Source organism: Micromonospora humidisoli (genome assembly GCF_016900955.1).
Classification (GTDB): domain Bacteria; phylum Actinomycetota; class Actinomycetes; order Mycobacteriales; family Micromonosporaceae; genus Micromonospora; species Micromonospora wenchangensis.
In genome coordinates this window covers 19,745-36,654 of record NZ_JAFEUO010000010.1, presented here as the reverse complement: position 1 = coordinate 36,654, position 16,910 = coordinate 19,745, and the positions used below count along the sequence as shown (strand labels likewise).

Sequence of the window (16,910 nt, the reverse complement as noted above, 5' to 3'; positions counted from 1 at the left end):
CAGCCTCACGCCGGGGGCTCCCGCATCGCGTAACCGAATCCCCGGACGGTGTGCAGCAGCGGCAGCACGCCGTCCGCGTCGATCTTGCCGCGCAGTTGGCTGACGAACTTCTCCACCACCGAGGTGTCGCCGCCCTCGTAGCCCCACACCTCGCGCAGGATCTGACGGCGTGACAGCACCAGTTCGACGTGCCGCATGAGGTACTCCAGCAGCCGGAACTCGGTAGGCGACAGCGTGATCGACCGACCGGCGCGGACGACCCGGTGGGTCTGCTCGTCCAGCTCCAGATCCCCCACCCGCAGGCACGTGGCGGGTTCCGCCGCCGACACCGTACGGCGCAGCAGCACGTTCAGCCGGGCGACCACCTCAGCGGTGCTGAACGGCTTCGTCACATAGTCGTCGGCCCCCAACGCCAGGCCGGTCACCTTGTCCTCGATCCCGTCGCGGGCGGTCAGCAGCAGCACCGACAACTGTTCGTCGCGGGCCCGAAGCTCCAGGCAGAGATCGAGACCGGAACCGTCGGGCAGCATGACGTCCAGCACCGCAAGCTCCGGCCTGAACCCGCGCGCCAGCACCCGCGCCTCGGCGCAGCTCGCCGCCGCCCGTACGGTGAAGCCCGCGAACGACAGCATCGCGATCAGCACCTCCGCGATCGCCGCTTCGTCCTCGACCACCAGCACCCGGGCCGGACGCAGAGCGACGAGTCCGGCGGCGCGCGGGCCGACCTCACCCGATCGCCCCGGACCGGAACGGTTCGCGGTTGTCACCGCTCAACCATGCCGCACCGCCGCCGCCGATGCCCCTGCGACAAGCTTCTCATCGCCTGCTGATTGGCTGAATGCGCCGTCCGATTCCGCTCACTGCCGATTGACGTCACCGGAACCGCGGTGCTTGCGGTCCACTTGGGCGGGTGAACGGTGCGGTCCAGATGCCTCTGTCGGCGTGAGCGGAGGCGTAACCGTCGCCGGCGTACGTCAGCTGCGGCCGACCTGGAAACCGACTCCGCGGACCGTCCGGATCCAACCGCTGCCAATCGTGCTTCGCAGTGAGCTGACGTGCGTGTCGATGGTGCGACTGCTCCGGCTGTTCGCGACGTGCGGGGTGGGATCGCCCCACACCTCTGCCATCAACCGTTCCCGACTCAGCACGCTGCCGCCCTGCCGGGTCGCCGCCGAATCCGCGGTGTCGGCCGGTCCCACGTCGTTGCGGGAGTCGTTCGGGCGGCCGGGCAGCAGGCTGCTACCCGCCAGAATCACCAGGACGCAGGCCACGATCCACCAGTACACGAGCCGGAATCCGCCCATCGGATCGGCCTCACCTGCGACATCGACGATCAGCGCGACCACGGCGATGCCGACCGACGCGCCGAGCTGGTTGAGCATGTACAGCACCGAACTGCCCTGCGGCACCTGGTGGCTGGGAAGCGTCCGGTACAGCGCGCCCATGGTCGGCGCGCCCACGGCACCGAGCCCTACGCCGATGACGAACGCCCACAGCGCCGACCACGCCCCGTTGGTCCCGGCGTCGACCTGGGTGAGCGCCAACGCGCCGAGCGCGGCAACCACAGCGCCGGTAAGGGCTGGACCCCGCGCCCCGACCGTGTCGCTGAGCCGGCCGGCGACCGGCATGGCCAGGACGGAGCCCAGCCCCAGTGGTGCGACGAGAAGACCGGCGGCCAGGGCACCGTCGCCCTGACCGTGCAACTGCTGGTAGTAGAGGGGCAGCGCGAACAGGATCGAGTAGGTGGCGACCCCGACCAGGCCCTGCACCGTGACACTGGCGGAGAAGCTTCGGCTGGCGAACAGTCGCAGGTCGATCAGGGGCGGCACGGTCCGGGGACGCAGGGCGTGCGTGGCGTAGGCGACCAACGCGGCCACCCCGACCACCAGGGGAACCAGCACCCGCCAGGCGGTCAACGTACCCGCTGTGGCGACCTGGGACAGGGCGAGCACGACGGCAGCCACCCCCGGGCCGGCCAGAACGAGACCCAGCACGTCCAGGCGGCTGCGGGGGTTGAGCGTCTCCGGCGCGTCGGCCGGCACCACACGCAGCGCCAAGGCGAACGCGACCAGACCGATCGGGATGTTGACCAGGAACATCCACCGCCAGTTGGTGGTGTCAAGGACGAGGCCACCGATCACCGGGCCCAGCACCGGCCCCAGTGGCAGGACCGCACCCATGAGGCCCATCACCCGCCCCGCGCGGTGTGGGCCCGCCGCACGGGCCAGCAGGGTGAGCACGAGCGGATCGAGGATGCCGGCCCCCACGCCCTGGACGACGCGGAACACGATCAGGCTCGCCACGCTCCCGGCGAGGCCGGAGGCCAACGATCCCGCCATGAACAGCAGGAGGCCGAAGAGCCAGAGCCGTCGCGCGCCGAAGCGGTCCACCGCCCAGGTCGTGATCGGGATGGTGGCGGTCAGGGCGAGCAGATATCCGGTGGATGCCCAGCTGATGGCGCTGACCGAGGCCTGGAAGGTGGTGGTGAGGGTGTCCACGGCGACGGCAACCATGGTGCCGTCGAGGATGCCCATGATGCCGCCCAGCAGCACGACGCTGACCAGCCTGATCAGCGCTGGATCCAATCTGTTGTCTGCCTGGGTCACGGCGCTCTCCCGCTCGACTTAATGAACCTGCGGGTTCAAATTACCGGTCCAGCCGGACCGATCGCAAGAACTCCGTTCAATCCACTGGACTCACCGGTTCAAGTTGCTGGACGTCGGTTAGGATGTCCAGATGGCGGAGGTCGCGGAGCGTGAGGAGCAGCGAAAACGGGTTCACCGGGGGCGCATCGACAAGCGGAAGGCGATCCTCGACGCCGCGTTCGCCGTGTTCGCGCGTAAGGGCTACGCACAGGCCTGCGTCAACGAGATCGCCGTCGAGGCCGGGGTCGCCAAGCCCACCGTGTACAACCACCTCACCGACAAGGTGAACCTCTTCCGGCACGCGGTCGAGGCAGCCTCGGACGCCCTCATCTCGCAGAACCTCGCCACCATCGGCCGACTCGCCGATCCGGGCGACGACATCCGGGGAACACTGCTCGCGGTGGGCAGCGAGCTGGCCCGGCTCGCCTGCAACGAGCAGGCCCAAGCATTGCGGCGGCTGCTCTACGCCGAAGCCGCCCGCTTTCCCGAACTCCTCGACGCCGTCCCGGGGTACGGGCCGGACCGGCTCACCGAGGCGCTGGCCGACCGCTTCGCCCGCCTCGCGCTGGCTGGTCGGTTGCGGATCTCCGATCCGGCCCTGGCCGCCGAGCAGTTTCTCGCGCTGATCACCGGGCCGCTGGAGACCCGGTCGCACTACGGCAACCGTAGTGCGACCGTGCAGGAACAGCAGGCCGTCACCGCGGCAGCCGTGGACACGTTCCTGCTGGCCTTCGGATAGCGCGCTGCTGCACGGATTTCCCTGCCGCGTACGCGCTGGCGGGTCGCCGACGTTGTGCCAGTGGCAACGCCGGGCCGACGTCGATGCCGGGACCACGCCCGGCACGGCCACCAGTGAGTCGGCCGCCGAGGGGATCCCGTGGCTGGCCCGACCCGTGAAACCACCTCGACCTGGCCGGCCAGGATCGGTGCGTGCCGCTGCGGGGACTGCCCCGATAGATCGGCCCGGATATCATCGCTGAGGAACGAAGGAGGTCGCGTATGCAGCCGGTCGTTCCGTTCCAGCTCATCGCGAAGCTCGGGGCCTGCCAGATCGGCGGCGTATGGTCGGCCGTCGACGAGAACGAGCATTCTCTCGTCGTCGCCGTGCTCGACGCCGGTGTCGCGGGCGAGCCACGCTGGCGGGACGCCTTCGCGGCCACCACCAACGCTATCGCGCAATCGGCCTCGGCCGGCCCGACCTACGTCGGCGCAGACTTCTCCGCCGCCACACCGTGGGTCGCCTATCCACAGGAACTTCTTCCCACTGCGGAACGCACGTTCCTCGCCCTCGGAATGTCCTACGCGCCAGTTGTGGCCCATGCGGACGATCCCCCCACGGCAGAGCGCCACGTGCAGCCGGACGCCGCGCCGACGCCGCGCCCGACCGACCGACCACTGACGACGGCCGAGCAGACGTCTCCGGCGCGACTGGGCAGGACCCTCCCGCCGACCGACCCGTCACCCCCGTCGGACTCCCCGCCTCACCCTCCCGCTGAGCCGCTGCCGCTGCGGCCCCCGCCTCGGGCCGGCCGGTGGGCGCTGCCTGCCATCGGCCTCATCGTGGGGCTGCTGGCTGGCGGCGGCCTGGTCCTGCTCGTAGATCCAGGCACGGACCCACCCCGCCCGCCGGCGGCGGCCAGCGCTTCGCCGTTACCGCCGCCGGCTCCCACGTCCGCGCCGCTGAGCCCCGGGCTCGAACCGCCGGTCGCCGGCCGCTGGCCGGCCGGGTGGGTGAGGTTCACCCCCGCCGACCGGATCCACACCGTGACCGGGCTGGATGGCGTGAGCTTCCCGGTCAGGCTGCCGCCACGGTGGCGGTGCACGCTCGTCGAGCGAGCCGACGGGCTCAGCAGGCACCGGTGCGGCGGGCCGTCGGACAGCGGCGAAGAACTCGGTGGCGAGCTGGTCGTACGCGAATGCCCGGCACCGTGCGACGGACCTCGGCAGACCGCCATGCGTACCGCCGAGGAGGCCTGGGGGCTGCAGTGGGTGCACTGTGGGCCCACCTGCGCGTACGCCGAGACCAGCAGTCTCACCGTCGATGGCGCGCGACGGTACGGCCTGGTGGTGGTCGCCTACTGGCGCAGTGGCGACGGCGACATCGACCAGCAGGTGGTGTTGCGGATGACGGCACCCGTCACCAACGCGAACCTGCTACGCCGGGTCGCCAACTACCTTCGGGACGTCCTGCTCTTCTGACCCGGTCGTGGCCGGCTGGCCGGCCGGCCAGCTGGTCCACCTGATCAGGCAGAGCGGCAGCCAGGTCAGGTATCCGGCGAGGGTGACCGCCAGGTGCGACGCTTCCAGCCAGGAGATCCAGGCGAGTGCGATCAGGTAGAGCGCCGGCGTCGGATCGCCCCGTCCGAACAGGAGGACCGAGCGCCGCCAGACGAAACCGAGCAGGACCGCGACGAGGACGACGGTGAGCAGGCCCCCGACGGCCAGCAGGTGGACCAGCACGTTGTGCCCGTGGGTGTACCGGCCACCGAGCGCCTCGACCAACTGCGGCTGCCGCTCGAAGTAGCCGGGTCCGTGGCCGACCAGTGGTCGATCGGCCCACCGGCTCAACAGGGCACGCCAGATCTGCCCCCGCTTGGTGAACATGGCCGGGTCGGTGACGAGCAGCGGGCTGAGCACGGTCAGGACGAGCCCGGCCGCCGCCGGACCACCGACGAGCACCGACCGCCGCCACCCCACACCCAGCCGACCAACTGCCTGCCAGTGGAGCAGTCCCCGGGTCAGCAGGACGACGAGGGCCGCCAGTTGACTGGTCCGGGAACCGGTCCAGACCAGCGCGACCAGGATCATGGCCAGAGCGACCCGGCGCGACCATCCGTGCCGCAGACGGAACACGAACGGCAGACAGAGCGCGAGCATGATTCCGAGCACGTTCGAGTGCGGGTACGCTCCGGTGAGCAGTCCGCCGACAGCCCAGCTCTTGGCCCCCACTCCGGCTCCGGTGAGCAGCGCCAGATCGGGCCGTAGCGCCGCCAACAGAAGCGCACCGGCGGCGCTGACCGCCCCGAGCACCCCGATCGCGGCCAGTGCCGGCGTTCCCGGCTGGAGCGCCCAGATCGCGAGGATGGCAGCAGGCAGAGCCAACGCCACCGGCCCGGGGGGTTCGCCGTTGACCAGCCCGGCAAGGTGCAGGGCACCCAGCGGCGCCAGGGCCACGACAAGTTCACCCGGGCGGTGCTGGCGTCGCCTCCGCAGCCCGTACCCGGCAAGGAGCAGGGACAGCCCGATGACGGCCGCGGTGACGGCGTCGCCGAGGAGACGGCCGGTGGCGGGCATGGAATCCACTGCGGCGTTGAAGGTCGGTCGCCCGTTGGACAGCAGGTCCAGAAGTGAGGGAATGGTGACCCTGACCCAGGCCAGGCCCAGCAGGACGACCACGCCCCCGGTGGCGACCCGGTCCACGGTGGCGGGATCCCCGCGACCCAGGAAGCCCGCCCGCTGAAGGCCGGCGACCATCCGATCGCGGGACAACATGCTCACCACTCGCTCCTGCCGCTGTCGGGTACCCGCGAACCGACGGTGTCCTGCGCCTCGGTCGGACTGTGCCGGGGCTCCCGCCGGGTCCACCCGAGCCGGGCACACAGCAGGCGGAGATCAGCGGCGTACGGCACGGTCACCGCGCGCAGTGACGGCACCACCACCAACCTGCGTACCGACCTGGCCGCGGCACCGGCAGCGACGACGTACCCGACCAGGCTCGCCAGGGCCGCACCCACCGCGCCCGACGGGGCCAACACCACGAGCAGCAGCACACCGGTGAGCGAGCCGGCGACCAGAGCGGCCGAGGACCGGGCCGGCTCACCGTGGGCGAGCAGCAGGGCGCTGAACACCTGCACGCAGGTGTAGACGACGGTGGCTGCGCAGAGAATGACGGTGGGCAGCACCGCCGGGGCGAAGGCGACGCCGAAGAACCGGGGTACCAGCAGCCCCGCGCCGGCGGCGAGGACCGCGCAGCCGAACGCCGCCGCAGGTAGGGCCATCCGGGCCACCCAGAGCACCGAGGTGACGCCCTCGGCGTCCGCCCCGCCCATCAGGATGGTGCGGGCGGCGGTCGCGACCACGGTCGGCAGCTCCGCCACGCTCACCGCGACCGCGTAGAAGCCCAGTTCGCGTGCACCGAGCAGCGGCAGGCCGACGACCTGGTCGAGCCGGGCGCTGGAGGTCGCCGCCAGCACTCCCGGCAGGCAGACGAGCGCGTACCGGACCAGCGACCGCACGGGGATCGGCCCGGGCCGGTCGACCGCCCCGGCACGACGGGCTGGTCCGGGCGGCACCACCGGCGCGGTGCCGTTCTCCGTCTCGACGCAGCTCGCCGGGCCTGCCCGACGGCGTAGGCGGGGCAGCCCGAAGAGGACGCCGGTGGCCGTCGAGGTCAGGGCGAGCAGCGCCGACCAGAAGGGGCTCAGATCGAATGCCACGCAGGCGATGACCATGAGAACCGTTCGGAGTACGGCCGGCACGGCCTTCATCAGGTTGACGCCGCCGACGTCCGAGGCGCCGGTGAGCGCCCCGATGACCAGGTTCGTCAACAGATGCACCGGCGCGAGCAGTGTCAGCAGCATGAACTGCTGCCGCTCGCCGGCCGTCCGGTCGAACACGAACAGGCCCAGCACCCCCAGCAGCAGCACGGCGACCAGACCGAGCGGAACAGCGGCCAGCATGCTGACCCGGGCGGCGTCCCGTCGGGACAACCGGCGTTGGCGCACGTGGAAGGCGAGCGCGTCCTGCAGCCCGTAGGTGCCCAGCCAGCCGCAGACCACGATCGGCAGGGTGAGTGCGGCGAAGAGTCCCCGCCCCTCCGGTCCGAGCTCACGGGAGAGGAAGGGGCTGACGATCAGCCCGCTGACCGGGACGAGCAGGTTCGCGGCGGTGGCGGTGACCAACCGTCCGGCGGCCCTCATTGCCCCGACCCGGTGTCGCCACCGGTGAGACACCCGTGCGCGGTGAGTGCGGTGAGCAGGCGCTCGGCGAACCGGGCCTCGGAGAACCCCTGCCCGACCAGGCGGGCGGCCTCGACGGCCATCGCGTCGAGTGCGCCCGGTGGGGTGCCGAGGATCTGTCCGGCCATCGCGGCCGGGTCCGGGGCGATCCGGACGGCGGGACTCGCCGGCAGCCCCTCGGCACCCACCCTCGTGGTGAAGACCGGAATCGCGTGGGCCAGCAGGGTGAGCGTCTTCAGCTTCACGCCGGCACCGCTCCACAGTGGCACGATGCCGGCCCGGACACCGGCGAGCGCCGGGCGCAGGTCCTCGACGTAGCCCCGGACCCGTACCCCCGGGTGCTGTCCCAGTTCGGCCCGTGTCGACCCGGCAAGTCCCGAACCGAGGAGGGTGAGCGTGAAGCCGGCGCGGGCCAGCGGCGGCCATCCCTCGGCCAGGAAGCGCCGCAGGCCGGTCAGGTTCGGCTCGTAGGCGAAGCTGCCCAGCCAGACCAGCTGCCGTTCCCGGGGTCGGGGCAGGTGCCCCGTCGGGAGGGGGACGCAGCTGGGCAGCACGAAGGTGGCGTCCCGGCCGTGGTACCGGCGCAGCCGGTCGGCCTCGTCGTCACTGGTCACCGACACCGTCGCGCAGCGTGCCAGGGCCCGCCGCTCGAACCGGGTCGAGACCAGCGTCAGATAACGGGCGCGCAGCCGGCGCACCGGGTCACCTGCCGTCTCGATCTCCTGCCGGACGCTGGCGGCGAGCACGTTGGCCTTGTCCCAGTGCCAGCGCAGCCGGGTCCCCCGGAAGTAGGCTCCGGCCGCCTCACCGAGGGCCAACGCGGCCCCGTCGCGTCGCCGGAGCTCGTCGTGCAGCGCTGCGCTGTAGCGGCTCCTGATCCAGGGCGGCAGCCCGTGCGCGAGGGCCTCCGGGTAGCGGCCCGCCGGCCCGAGGAGGTCACCGCGGAACGGGGTCGCCGGGAAGGTGTGGACCGGCATCGGGTCGAGCATCCGGCGCAGCTGCGCCACGTGCTCCGCGGTGGTGGTCGGGCGATGGACCACCAGCAGTGCGCAGCCCGGCAGCTGAGCCAGGGCTCGCAACGTCATCGACACCCGTACCGGGTCACCCCGGTCGGGCGGAGCGGGAAAGTAGGACGAGACGACCGTGAGGCTCACCGGTGGCCACCTCCAGGTGTCGCGATCGGCGAAGTCGGTCCGGTCCCGGCCAGGTCCCGCCAGACGGACAGCAACCGGTCGGCCTGCACCGCCGGGGCGAACTCCGACCGGAGCCGCGTCAGCAGCACCCCGGCCCGGCGTCGGGCCGTGCCGGGGTCGTCGACCACCGCCCCGATCGCGGCGGCGAGGGCTACCGGGTCGTCCGGGGGAACCAGCCAGCCGCTGCCCGGGCCGACCAGTTCCGGGATGCCGGAGACGGCAGTGGTGACCACCGGGATGCCCTGGCTGGCCGCCTCCATCAGGAACACCGGAATGCCGTCGAGGTCGCCGTCCGGGGCGGGTCGGCAGGGCAGGACGGCGACATCCGCGCCGGCCAGCGCGGTCGTCGCCACCTGATGTGGCACCGCGCCGTGCAGCGTCACCGCCTCGGTCAGGCCCGCCGAGGTGACCCGGCGATTCAGGTCGTCGCGTAGCGGCCCCTCGCCGTAGATGTCGTACCGGACGGAGTGTCCGTCATCGGTGAGCCTGGCCACTGCGTCGATGGCGGTCTCCACTCCCTTCTTGGGAACCAGCCGGGCGACGGTGACGAGCCTCGTCGGGGTGCCCGGCACGGCCTCTGGTGGGGCATCGACCGGTGCGGCGTCGAGGAGTCGGCCGTCGACGGCGGCCCGGACGATCCGGTGCGGAATCGCCGACATCGGCACTCCCCGGTCCGTCAGTTGGTCGGCCGTCGCGGCGGAGACGACGAAGAGGTGCCGTAGTCGGCTCAGCCGCCGACGCAGAGCTACGGGGTTCGGGTCGAGCAGGAAGTCGGCGGCGTGCGCGGTTGCCGTCACCGGCCGTCCGAGCCGATGCCCGAGCAGGACTGCGACCGCAGTGGGCAGGTTGACGAAGTGGGCGTGCAGGACGTCCGGATCGAAGCGGTCGACCTCGGCGGCGAGCGCGGTGGCGGCGGCACTGGCCAGCGCACCACGGGCCAACGACGACCACTCGTCGTGGCGTGACGGCAGACCGAGCAGGCGCAGGTCGGCCGGGAGGTCAGCAGGTCGGCGGAGCAGCCGGACGGCGGCACGGCGCAGCTCGACGTGCCGGTTGGCGTCCGGGGCGACGACGAATACCTCGACGGTCGCCCCAGCCGCCCGCACCGCCCGGATCTCGGCGGGGACGAAGGTCTCGGTGAGCCCGGGTGGGCGGGCCAGGACGTACCCGATCCGCGGAACGGATCGGTTCACCTGGCGGGTCCCGTCACGGCCGCCCGGTGGACGGTGGCGAAGAACTCGGCGTGCCGGTCGACGCATTCGGCGTCGGAGAGCAGACCCGGGGTGCCGGCGGCGGCGGTCGCCAGGTCGTGCCGCAGCCGCGGCGAGCCGACCAGGGTACGCAGCACCGCGGCCAGCGCGTCGGGGTCCCCGGGGCGGACCAGGATCCCGTTGCTTCCCGAGCGGATCCACTCCCCCGGCCCGCCGCCCTCCGAGGCCACCACCGGCAGCGCCCGCGCCAACCCCTGCAACACGGTCTGTCCCAGCGGCTCGGGCCCGAGCGAGGCGTGCACCAGAATGTCGATCGAGTCGAGGAAGCCGGTGAGGTCATCGACGTGGCCGAGAAACGTCACCTGCTCGCCGATGCCGAGTTCGCCGGCGAGTTCCCGCAGCCACGTCTCGTAGGCCGCCTCGCCGAAGAGCGGCGCCCCGCACAGGTACGCCCGAACCCCGGTTCCGCGCAGGGCTGCGGCGAATGCGCGGAGGAAGACGTGCTGGCCCTTCCAGTGCTGGAGGCGACCGACCATGCCGACGGCCCGTACCTCCGCACGGATCCGGGGCTGCCGGATCCGGTCGGTGATCCCGCTGGGGCTCTGGATCACCGTTCGGTGGGCCGGGAACCGGGTGCTGCGGGGAACGCTGGCGAGGGTGAACCGGGAGTTGGCGATGAGCCCGTCGGCGCGGCGGACGGCAAGCGCGCGGAACGCGGGCAGGCCGATCGGCCCCAGGCTCTCGACGGTCAACGGGCCGCGCAGGTGCGCCACGAGGGGGCGTCGTCGGGTCCGGTCGGCGAGCGCGCAGATGATCGCGGCGGGGGCCGTGTTCGCGTGCACCAGGTCGGCCTCCCGAAACAGTGGGCTGCGCCGCAGCACCTGGGCTGCGTCCCGCAGGCCCGCGAGGTAGCGGGCCGCCAGCAGCGGGGCCCGGCTGCGGGTGCCCCCGGTGGGCAGCGCCGGCAGGTCCCGGGCCTGCGGCACCTCCTGGTCGGAGAGTTGGTCGAAGGCAGTGCCGTGAGACGGGCCGTGCAGGGTCGCCCGCCAGGGATGCGGCTGGGTGAGCAGCCGGGCCAGGGCCAGCTCGGCGCCGCCGGGTTGGGCCGTGTGGGTGACGTGCAGCACCCGCATCGGGTCACTCGCACTCATACGCGACCCACTCGGTCACCCGGCGGGCGAAGGTCTGCGCGGAGAACCGGGCCGCCTGCCGGGGCATCGACGTCGGGTCGAGCTCGTCGAGCCGACCGAGCGCTGCCGCGTGGTCGCGGGGATCGGCGGAGTCGACCAGGACCCCGGTCTCCCCGTCGACGACCGTCTCCAACAGGCCGCCGCGTCGCCACCCCAGCACCGGCGTACGGCATGCCTGCGCCTCGACCGGGACGATGCCGAAGTCCTCGTGGACCGGGAAGAGCAGGGCGCGGGCACCCCAGTAGAGCTGCCGCAGCCGGATCCGGTCCGGCCGGACCTCGAAGGTGACCGGCACGCCCGCCTGGTGCGCCAGACGCCGCAGGCGGGCTTCCTCCGGCCCCGACCCTACGATGACCAGCGGCATGCCGGCCGCCTCGGCGATCGCGATGACCAGGTCGAAGTTCTTGTACCGGACCCAGCGCCCGACGCCGAGCAGGTAGTCGCGCGGCTGGGCTCGGTCGGCGGCCGGGGCGGCGGCGAAGAAGTCCACGTCCACCGGGGGGTTGATCACCCGGGCGTCGCGTCGCCAGTGCCGCCGGATCCGGTCCCGTACCTCGATGGAATTGGCCGCGTAGCTGCGCACGTGCTGGCTGAGCCCGACGTCGAGGGCCCGCATCACCCGGCGGGGAACAGCCAGCAGCGGGCCGGTCGCCCGGTCGTCGACGGCAGGGTTCCACAGGTAGCGGGCCGGGGCGTGCACGTAGCTGAGATGCCGGGTGCGGTCGGGTCGCCCGAGCCGGACGGTGTGCGCGAAGGCGTGGCTGGAGGAGATCACCACGTCGAACCGCTCGCGGGTGAGGGTCCGCCAGACCAGCGGCATGAACGGCAGGGCGGCGGCCTTGTTGCCCCGCAGCGGGGTCCGGGCCAGCCACGACGCCCGCAGCTGCGGCGGGTCGGAGTCGTCGTCGCTCCAGAGCGCGAAACGCTCGGCGGTCGGGAAGACCTCGGTGAGGTGCCGGAAGACCTGTTCCGCTCCGCCGGTGGCGGTGAACCACTCGTGCACCAGCGCCATCGAGCAACCCGCCGACCTGTCGGGCCCCGCGAGTGCCACAGGTGTCCGCCCCGGGGGCGGGCGGTGTCGGTCGGGCGGAACACGCTGATCCATCACCTCGTACCCCCGCATAAGTGTGGACGGTCGGCGAAGCGCGCAGAGGCCGATGATAGCGAATATATTCAGCGTCACGCATCCGTCGGAGCTCTGAGATCGGCAACCGGACAGCACTCAGGAGCACAGATACCGATCTACTCAACTCGATTTCGAACCGTGTCGACGGAATGGTAAGGTCGCGACACGGATCTGCTCGCCGACCATCGGCGGAAGATCGCGATGATCATGAGACGTCTCTCCCTGTTGGAATTCTCATCCGTGGTGTCACCATGACCGACGACGTGGCGCTGCTGCTGCGCCGGGCAGGGTTCGGGCCGACCGCCGACGAGCTGGCCGCCGCCCGGCGGGCCGGCTTCACCGCCACCCTGGCGGCGCTGACCAGCCCCGTCAGCCCCGACCTCGGTGCCACCCGGTCACCTCTGCCCTCGCTCGGCCCCGACCCGTACGCCGGCAGGCCCGGCCCCACCGACGCGCAACGGGCGGCGGCCGACGGGCGGCGACGCGCGCAGGCGACGACCCTCACCCGATGGTGGCTGGATCGGATGACAGTCGCCGACCACCAGGCCACGGAGAAACTGGTTTTCTTCTGGCACGGCCACTGGGCCACCTCGATCGTCAAGGTCAAAAGCCCGCAATTAATGTTGGCCCAACATTGCGCAATGCGGGAATCCCGCGAATTCGGCGAACTGGCCCGCCGGATGATTGTCGACCCGGCCCTGATCCACTGGTTGGACGGCCAGTCGAACAGCCGGGAAGCCCCGAACGAGAACCTCGCCCGGGAGTTCTTCGAGCTGTTCACCCTCGGTCTCGGCCAGTACACCGAGTCGGACGTGCAGCAGGCCGGACGGGCGCTGACCGGCTGGCGGATCGACCTCGGCGTACCACGGTCGGTGTTCGACCCGCGCCGGCACGACGACGGCCCGCACACCATCCTCGGCGTGACCGGGCGGTTCACCGCCGACAGCCTGGTCGACCTGGTGCTGGCGCACCCGGCGTGCCCCCGGTTCGTGGCCGCCCGGCTCTGGCACCGCTACGGCTCCAGCACCCGACCGCTGCCCGACCACACCCGGGAGGCGATGGCCGCCGCCTTCCCCGAACCGATGACCATGCTGCGGGTGCTGCTCGCCGACGAGGCGTTTCCGGCCACCCGGGCCACCATGGTCAAACAGCCTGTCGAGTGGCTGGTCGGCGCACTACGACAGCTCGGGCTGCGCCCGGCCGCCCTGCCACCGGAGACGATCGTCGGGCTGCTCGACGGGCTCGGCGGCCTCGGCCAGCGCCCGTTCGCCCCGCCCAGCGTGGGCGGCTGGCCCGCCGGGGCGGCCTGGCTGACCTCCGCCGCCGCCCGGTTGAAACTGTCGCTGGCCGGTAAGCTCGCCAGCCAGCTCAGCCCGCAGCGGCTGACCCCGGAGGAAGTGGCCCACCTGCTCTGCGTGGACACCTGGACCGACCGGACGTACCAGGTGCTGCGGGCCGCCGGCAACTCGCGACTGATGCTCACCCTCGGGCTGGTCAGCCCGGAATACCAGGTGACCTGACGATGGACCGGCTGACCCGTCGACGGTTCCTGCTCGCCTCCGGGGTGCTCGGGGGCGGTGCCCTCGCCACCGGAGCCGGCGCGCTCACCCTGTCCCGCCTGCTCGACACCGCCCGCCCCGGACAGCCGTCGGCGCGGCGGCCGGTGGACACCGTCGTCCTGGTCACCCTCTACGGCGGCAACGACGGGCTGAACACCGTCATCCCGTACGCCGATCCGGTCTATCGGGCGGCCCGGCCCGAGCTGGCCTGCCCGCCGGAGCAGGTGCTGAGGTTGGACGGTGAGCACGGTCTGCACCCCGCGCTACGCGGCCTGGCGAGGCTCTGGGCGGCGGGTCGGCTCGCCATCGTGCACGGGGTCGGCTACCCGAAGCCGGACCGCAGCCACTTCCGGTCGATGGACATCTGGCAGACCGCCGCGCCGGGCGGGCCGGCCGACACCGGCTGGGTGGGCCGGTGGCTGGACGACACCCGGGCCCCGGTCGAGGCGGCGGTCAGCTTCGAGCCGGTGCTGCCACCCCTGCTGGTGGGGCGGCGACGGGTCGGCGCCTGCGTCAGCTACCAGGGGCTGGAGCTACCCGACTGGGTGCAGCCGCCGATGGTGGCCGCGCTGGGCCGGGTGCAGGCCGACGAGCCGGCGATGCAGGCGCGGGCCGCCGCCGCGTACGCCGATCTGGTCGAGATGGGCCGGCTGGTCCGCGAGGCGGGGACGCCGGCCGCCGGCCCGGCCGACGCGGACCCGGCCGGCACGGCCACCGGCACCGGCGGAGGTGGCGCGCTCGGCGCGCAGCTCGCGCTGGTCGCCCGCTGCGTCGAGGCCGGGGTGCCGACCCGGGTGTACTCGGTGAGCCTCGGCGGCTTCGACACGCACGCCGCCGAGCGGGACGCGCAGTCCGCGCTGCTCGGGCAGCTCGACGCGGCGGTGGCCGGCTTCGTGGACCGGATGGCCGGCACCGACGCCGGGCGGCGGGTCGCGGTGGTCGTCTACAGCGAGTTCGGCCGACGGGTACGCGCCAACGCCTCCGCCGGCACCGACCACGGCACGGCCGGGCCGGTGCTGGTGGCCGGGGCGCGGGTGGCCGGCGGCTTCCACGGCGAGCCGCCCAGCCTGACCGACCTGGACCGGGGTGACCTCAAGGCGACCACGGACTTCCGGGACGTCTTCGGGGCGGTGCTCGACTCGGTGCTCGACGCCGACCCGGAGCAGTTCCTGCTCGGCTACCGGGGCCGGCCGCTCCCGCTGTTCCGCACCGGCTGACGGTTGTCGGTACTGGCGGCTTTCCTACCGGGGCTTGCTCGCGGCGAGGATGTCGGGCACGGCGTCGCGGCGGATGGCGGTGTAGAGCGTTCGGGCCTTCGCCTCGTCGGCCAGCACCACACTCTCGGTGCCGATCATGCCGGTGCCGCTGCTGGGGCTGGTGGCGAAGGTCAGGTTGCCGCCGCGCAGGTGCCGCAGCTCGGTCGCCAGGTCGACGAGGGACAGTGTCTTGTCGACGGTGACCGCGTCGGCGGTGGCCCGGAGGAAGTCGTCGAGCCGGCCTGGGTTGGCCAGCAGTCCACCGGAGGCGGCCTTGTCGAGCACGGCCCGGATGAGCTGCTGCTGGTGCCGGATCCGGGCGAAGTCGCCGTCGGGGAAGGCGTAGCGCTCCCGGGCGTAGTCCAGGGCGGCGGCACCGTCCATGGTCTGCGGGCCCTTGACGAACTCGCGGCGGCCGTCGGGGTTGAGCGAGTGGGTGGAGGTGAAGCTCCGCTCGACGTCGATCTGCACGCCGTCGAGGGCGTCGACGATCTCCTTGAAGCCGGCGAAGTCCACCATGACGACGTGGTCGATGCGGACCTTGGTGAACTCCTCGACGGTCTGCACCAGCAGCGGGACCCCGCCCCAGGCGAACGCGGCGTTGATCTTCGCGTCCCGGTTACCGTGTTGGCCGTTCTTCGAGGCGGGCACGTGCACCCAGGTGTCCCGGGGGATCGAGACGAGTTGGGCGCTGGTGCCGCCCTGGGGGATGTGCGCCAGGATGATCGTGTCGCTGCGCGAGCCGCCGGTGTTCTCCGGGTCGCGGGAGTCACTGCCGAGGATCAGCAGGTTGCGGGCGTCGCGCGCCTCGGGCGCCTTCGGCGGTCGGGCCTCGGTCGGCACCTCGGTGAACGCGTCCACCCGCCCGACGTCGGACTCCACCGACTTCAGATAGACCCCGACCCCGATGCCCACCATCGCCAACAGGGCAACTGCCAGAATGACGGAGAGGGCGATCCTCCTGCGCCGAGATCCCGGCCGTACAAGTACACCGCCTGATGCCGATTCGGGACCCAAAGCCTGCGACGACATACTGAAGACCCTAGCGGATCTGAGCATCACTGACCGACTCGGATCAGACAGATCAACGACGGTTCTCGATTTTACTTCTGCGCGAACGTAATCACGGCGAGCGCAGGCGGAACCTATGCGGGGATGTGCGGACGAACAGCCAAGCACCGATGGCTCAGGTTGAGCTGATCGATGGCCTCCGCGTACCTCGCGTAGCGAACATTGGTGAGCACAACCATCGGGAACCGGGCATCCACGCCGACGAGCGCGCCTACCGGTAGCGAGAGGTGAAGCAACCTGCGGATCTCCACCATCGCCTTGACACCGGGACGATGAGTGATCAAGATATCGATCGGATCGATCGGTACCGGTGATTCCTCTTCTGCGTCGGCCAGCCCCAGTGCATGGAAGTCGTTCTCTAGCAGGCTCGACAACCGCCCGATGCGCGCACCGCTGTCGGATCCCACCGCACCCAACCCGATGAGGAGGACCTCAGGGTCGGGGTCGCCACCGGCGACGAACAAGCCACGGCCGCCCCCATCGTCCCCGATCAGCATCATGTCGGGCGCATACTCCGCAACCTCGTATGTGAGGTTGCGCTCGGCGATCTCGTCCGGACCATAAAGGGAAACATCGACTGCCGCCTCGGCGGCGGTCATCGGTCGCACGCCCGTCCAGATGTCCAGCAGAGCCTCCGGCGGCCGGAACCGCGCCTGCGCCTCCACTCGCCGGGCGATCTCCTCCCGATCGTCATTCAACCC

At 71.9% G+C, this 16,910-nt stretch carries 14 protein-coding genes; 4 read left to right on the top strand and 10 right to left on the bottom strand.

The annotated features are described in order from the left end of the window. Positions 1–5: 5 nt before the first annotated feature. Positions 6–767, bottom strand: a complete 762-nt coding sequence (locus tag JQN84_RS28555; protein ID WP_204961670.1) for a response regulator transcription factor — start codon at positions 765–767, stop codon at positions 6–8. A 207-nt stretch (positions 768–974) separates the two neighbouring features. Further along, positions 975–2,606: a DHA2 family efflux MFS transporter permease subunit gene (locus JQN84_RS28550; RefSeq protein WP_204961669.1), complete on the bottom strand. Its 1,632-nt coding sequence runs from the start codon at positions 2,604–2,606 to the stop codon at positions 975–977. 130 nt (positions 2,607–2,736) lie between these two features. Between JQN84_RS28550 and JQN84_RS28545 the strand changes: the two genes are divergently transcribed. Both JQN84_RS28545 and JQN84_RS28540 read left to right on the top strand, forming a co-directional pair. Beyond that, positions 2,737–3,384 carry a TetR/AcrR family transcriptional regulator gene (locus JQN84_RS28545; RefSeq protein ID WP_204961668.1) on the top strand — a complete coding sequence of 216 codons (648 nt, stop codon included), beginning with the start codon at positions 2,737–2,739 and terminating at the stop codon, positions 3,382–3,384. 260 nt (positions 3,385–3,644) lie between these two features. Further along, entirely contained in the window at positions 3,645–4,844 is a 1,200-nt protein-coding gene (locus tag JQN84_RS28540; RefSeq protein ID WP_204961667.1) for a hypothetical protein, read from the top strand. On the opposite strand, the gene JQN84_RS28535 is transcribed toward JQN84_RS28540, so the two are convergent. Genes JQN84_RS28535 through JQN84_RS28510 form a run of 6 tightly spaced genes read right to left on the bottom strand, consistent with a single transcriptional unit; the run spans position 4,800 to position 12,209 of the window. Next, the gene (locus JQN84_RS28535) at positions 4,800–6,137 is read right to left on the bottom strand and encodes an O-antigen ligase family protein (RefSeq protein ID WP_372446023.1); all 1,338 of its coding nucleotides are present in this window, start codon (positions 6,135–6,137) and stop codon (positions 4,800–4,802) included. The genes JQN84_RS28540 and JQN84_RS28535 overlap by 45 nt on opposite strands. 2 nt (positions 6,138–6,139) lie before the next feature. Next, positions 6,140–7,564 carry a lipopolysaccharide biosynthesis protein gene (locus JQN84_RS28530; protein ID WP_204961665.1) on the bottom strand — a complete coding sequence of 475 codons (1,425 nt, stop codon included), beginning with the start codon at positions 7,562–7,564 and terminating at the stop codon, positions 6,140–6,142. Next, positions 7,561–8,757, bottom strand: coding sequence for a glycosyltransferase (locus JQN84_RS28525; RefSeq protein ID WP_204961664.1), 1,197 nt, complete (start codon positions 8,755–8,757; stop codon positions 7,561–7,563). Before JQN84_RS28525 ends, JQN84_RS28530 begins: the two co-directional genes overlap by 4 nt. Continuing rightward, positions 8,754–9,989: a glycosyltransferase gene (locus JQN84_RS28520; RefSeq protein WP_204961663.1), complete on the bottom strand. Its 1,236-nt coding sequence runs from the start codon at positions 9,987–9,989 to the stop codon at positions 8,754–8,756. Before JQN84_RS28520 ends, JQN84_RS28525 begins: the two co-directional genes overlap by 4 nt. Further along, on the bottom strand, positions 9,986–11,158 hold the full coding sequence (locus JQN84_RS28515) for a glycosyltransferase (protein ID WP_204961662.1): 1,173 nt from the start codon (positions 11,156–11,158) through the stop codon (positions 9,986–9,988). The genes JQN84_RS28520 and JQN84_RS28515 overlap by 4 nt, the downstream gene beginning before the upstream one ends. Further along, positions 11,145–12,209, bottom strand: a complete 1,065-nt coding sequence (locus JQN84_RS28510) for a glycosyltransferase (RefSeq protein ID WP_239486376.1) — start codon at positions 12,207–12,209, stop codon at positions 11,145–11,147. Before JQN84_RS28510 ends, JQN84_RS28515 begins: the two co-directional genes overlap by 14 nt. 365 nt (positions 12,210–12,574) lie before the next feature. Here JQN84_RS28510 and JQN84_RS28505 point away from each other — a divergent pair, with 365 nt between their 5' ends. Together JQN84_RS28505 and JQN84_RS28500 are read left to right on the top strand one after the other, a co-directional pair. Then, positions 12,575–13,843 (top strand): DUF1800 domain-containing protein, encoded by a 1,269-nt coding sequence (locus JQN84_RS28505; protein ID WP_204961660.1) that lies wholly within the window; start codon positions 12,575–12,577, stop codon positions 13,841–13,843. 2 nt (positions 13,844–13,845) lie between these two features. Further along, positions 13,846–15,099: a DUF1501 domain-containing protein gene (locus JQN84_RS28500; RefSeq protein ID WP_204961659.1), complete on the top strand. Its 1,254-nt coding sequence runs from the start codon at positions 13,846–13,848 to the stop codon at positions 15,097–15,099. Between the two features lie 24 nt (positions 15,100–15,123). On the opposite strand, the gene JQN84_RS28495 is transcribed toward JQN84_RS28500, so the two are convergent. Then, positions 15,124–16,056, bottom strand: a complete 933-nt coding sequence (locus tag JQN84_RS28495; RefSeq protein ID WP_307821466.1) for an LCP family protein — start codon at positions 16,054–16,056, stop codon at positions 15,124–15,126. A 227-nt stretch (positions 16,057–16,283) separates the two neighbouring features. Beyond that, positions 16,284–16,907 (bottom strand): hypothetical protein, encoded by a 624-nt coding sequence (locus JQN84_RS28490; RefSeq protein WP_204961657.1) that lies wholly within the window; start codon positions 16,905–16,907, stop codon positions 16,284–16,286. Positions 16,908–16,910 lie beyond the last annotated feature (3 nt).

Bases quoted from the DNA above. Each gene is read 5' to 3' on its own strand.
- JQN84_RS28545 (WP_204961668.1), top strand. From the start codon at position 2,737: ATGGCGGAGGTCGCGGAGCGTGAGGAGCAGCGAAAACGGGTTCACCGG.
- JQN84_RS28540 (WP_204961667.1), top strand. From the start codon at position 3,645: ATGCAGCCGGTCGTTCCGTTCCAGCTCATCGCGAAGCTCGGGGCCTGC.
- JQN84_RS28535 (WP_372446023.1), bottom strand. From the start codon at position 6,137: ATGTTGTCCCGCGATCGGATGGTCGCCGGCCTTCAGCGGGCGGGCTTC.
- JQN84_RS28530 (WP_204961665.1), bottom strand. From the start codon at position 7,564: ATGAGGGCCGCCGGACGGTTGGTCACCGCCACCGCCGCGAACCTGCTC.
- JQN84_RS28515 (WP_204961662.1), bottom strand. From the start codon at position 11,158: ATGAGTGCGAGTGACCCGATGCGGGTGCTGCACGTCACCCACACGGCC.
- JQN84_RS28510 (WP_239486376.1), bottom strand. From the start codon at position 12,209: ATGGCGCTGGTGCACGAGTGGTTCACCGCCACCGGCGGAGCGGAACAG.
- JQN84_RS28505 (WP_204961660.1), top strand. From the start codon at position 12,575: ATGACCGACGACGTGGCGCTGCTGCTGCGCCGGGCAGGGTTCGGGCCG.
- JQN84_RS28500 (WP_204961659.1), top strand. From the start codon at position 13,846: ATGGACCGGCTGACCCGTCGACGGTTCCTGCTCGCCTCCGGGGTGCTC.
- JQN84_RS28495 (WP_307821466.1), bottom strand. From the start codon at position 16,056: ATGGTGGGCATCGGGGTCGGGGTCTATCTGAAGTCGGTGGAGTCCGAC.